At 53.3% G+C, this 3,267-nt stretch carries 2 rRNA genes; both read right to left on the minus strand.

Features of this window, described 5'->3' with window-relative positions:
- Window positions 1–30: 30 nt before the first annotated feature.
- Window positions 31–142: ribosomal RNA gene (rrf, locus tag ACYVGC_RS24870) — 5S ribosomal RNA — on the minus strand.
- 100 nt (window positions 143–242) lie between these two features.
- A 23S ribosomal RNA gene (locus ACYVGC_RS24875) occupies window positions 243–3,159 on the minus strand.
- Between the last annotated feature and the right edge of the window lie 108 nt (window positions 3,160–3,267).

Below are 3,267 nucleotides of genomic sequence, written 5' to 3' on the forward strand. Positions count from 1 at the left end.
TGAAAGCGAAACAGGAGGGCTCACGTGTAAAGTTGGCGGCGACCGACTCTCCCACCGGTGAAGGCAGTACCATAGGCGCACCGGGGCTTAACGACTCTGTTCGGAATGGGAAGAGGTGAACACCCGGGCTAAAGCCACCATTGCTGGCGTTGCTACTCGTGTTCAATGAGCAGCGACAAAACCGTTGACATAAGGGAAAAGAAAAAGAAGTAGAAAGGGTGACGCAGTCACCTAATCGGGTCAAGCGTAAGCCCTCGGTTCCTTAGTACGGCTCAGCTATGTTGTTTCCAACTTTACACCTGCCGCCTATTCACGTGGTAGTCTACCACGAACCTTTCATTGGGATGACTCATCTTGAGGTGAGTTTCGCACTTAGATGCTTTCAGCGCTTATCTGCTCCCAGCGTAGCTACCCGGCGCTGCTCCTGGCGGAACAACCGGCGCACCAGCGGCTAGTCCAACTCGGTCCTCTCGTACTAAAGTCAGGTCCTCTCAATCATCCAACGCCCACCACAGATAGGGACCGAACTGTCTCACGACGTTCTGAACCCAGCTCGCGTGCCACTTTAATCGGCGAACAGCCGAACCCTTGGGACCTTCTCCAGCCCCAGGACGTGACGAGCCGACATCGAGGTGCCAAACCTCCCCGTCGATATGAGCTCTTGGGGGAGATCAGCCTGTTATCCCCGGCGTACCTTTTATCCTTTGAGCGATGGCCCTTCCATGCGGAACCACCGGATCACTATATCCGTCTTTCGACCCTGCTCGACTAGTCAGTCTCACAGTCAAGCCCACTTCTACTATTGCGCTCTACGTACGGTTACCAAGCGTACTGAGTGGACCTTTGAAAGCCTCCGATACTCTTTTGGAGGCGACCACCCCAGTCAAACTACCCAGCAGCCACTGTTCTCCACCAAAGGTGGAGTTAGGCAACAGGCACAGTAAGGGCGGTATTTCAACGTTGGCTCCACGAGAGCTAGCGCCCCCGCTTCGACGCCTCCCGCCTATGCTACACATACTGAACCCATCACCAATGGCAACCTATAGTAAAGGTGCACGGGGTCTTTCCGTCCCGTGGCGGGTACTCGGCATCTTCACCGAGACTACAATTTCACCGAGCTCACGGCTGAGACAGCACCCAAATCGTTACACCATTCGTGCAGGTCGGAACTTACCCGACAAGGAATTTCGCTACCTTAGGACCGTTATAGTTACGGCCGCCGTTTACTGGGGCTTCGATTCAAGCCTTCGCCTTGCGACTAAGCTCCCCTCTTAACCTTCCAGCACCGGGCAGGTGTCAGGCCTTATACGTCCGCTTACGCGTTAGCAAAGCCATGTGTTTTTGTTAAACAGTCGCTTGGGTCTTTTCACTGCGGCTTCTCTGCTTGCGCAGAGGAAGCGTCCCTTCTCCCGAAGTTACAGGACCATTTTGCCGAGTTCCTTGGCCGTGATTCACTCGAGCGCCTCAGGATACTCTCCTTGACTACCTGTGTCGGTTTGCGGTACGGGCCGATTGTAGATACAACGTTTAGCAGCTTTTCTTGGCAGTCCTTAGGTACACTATCTGCGTGGCCCGAAAGCCGTGCAGTACTATCACCTTTCCCCTAACAGAGCGTACTTAACTACTCCGCCAATAGGTACGGGCTTTAACGAGCACTTCCGTCCGCTCGCGGTACTTTCATTCCTGCGTCCCTGCATCACTTCTACATCCGGGGGCCAGAATATCAACTGGCTTGCCATCGGGTACACCTCTCGGCTATCCCTTAGGTCCCGCCTAACCCAATTCCGATTAGCGTTGAATTGGAAACCTTAGTCTATCGGCGAATAGGTTTCGCACCTATTTTATCGTTACTCATGCCTACATGTGCTTTTCTGGACGCTCCACCATGCCCTGACAGGACGGCTTCTCCGCAACCAGAATGCTCCCCTACCACTTGCAAATTCATGCAAATCCCGCGCTTCGGTGCCTAGCTTGATGCCCGCGTATTATCGATGCCCGGTCGCTCGACCAGTGAGCTGTTACGCACTCTTTAAAGGAATGGCTGCTTCCAAGCCAACCTCCTGGCTGTCAAAGCAACTGGACCTCCTTTGTTCAACTTAGCTAGAACTTAGGGACCTTAGCGGCGGGTCTGGGTTCTTTCCCTCTCGGCCGGGGACCTTAGCACCCCAGGCCTCACTGCCGTGTATGAATGCTGTGGCATTCGGAGTTCATCAGGATTCGGTAGGCTCTGACACCCCCTAGTCCTATTGGTAGCTCTACCTCCACAGCACCTAACCACGACGCTGTACCTCAATACATTTCGGGGAGTACGAGCTATTTCCTAGTTTGATTGGCCTTTCACCCCTACCCTCAAGTCATCCAAATCCTTTTCAACGGAAACTGGTTCGGACCTCCACAGCGTGTTACCGCTCCTTCATCCTGCTCAAGGGTAGCTCACTAGGTTTCGCGTCTACCCCCACTGACTACGCGCCCTATTCAGACTCGCTTTCGCTGCGGCTTCGTGCCTTCAAGCACTTAACCTTGCCAGTGAGGAGTAACTCGTAGGCTCATTATGCAAAAGGCACGCTATCAGGAGACTCACTCCCTCTAACTGCTTGTAAGCACACGGTTTCAGGTTCTTTTCACTCCGCTATCCGCGGTTCTTTTCACCTTTCCCTCACGGTACTGGTTCACTATCGGTGTCTCAGGAGTATGTAGCCTTAGCGGATGGTGCCGCTCGATTCAGACGGGGTTTCTCCGGCCCCGCCCTACTCAGGATACTGCTACCGTAAATCAGAATTGTCACCTACCGGGCTCTCACCGTCTCTGGCGTGTTTTCCCACACACTTCAGTTAACTCGATTTAATCAGATGTCGCAGTCCTACAACCCCACAGCGGCCGTAACCGCCGTGGTTTGGGCTCCTCCCCGTTCGCTCGCCACTACTTGGGGAATCATTGTTATTTTCTTTTCCTGCAGGTACTTAGATGTTTCAGTTCCCTGCGTTTGCCCCAATCTAATAAAAGAGTGGTCACGAGTCTTCAACTCGCGGGGTTGCCCCATTCGGAAATCTGGGGATATAACGGGTATGTGCCCCTCCCCCCAGCTTATCGCAGCTTATCGCGTCCTTCCTCGCCTCTGAGACCCTAGGCATCCCCCGTGTGCTCTTACTTACTTCTCACTTGCGCTTTCTCTCCCTAAAAGGAAGAGTAAAGTGCTGCTATTCTGTGAATAACAGCCCGCTTTTTACTTCTCTTTCTTGTTTTCCCTTACGTCAAAGAACGTTTACT

It is taken from the genome of Hymenobacter arcticus, assembly GCF_054779975.1.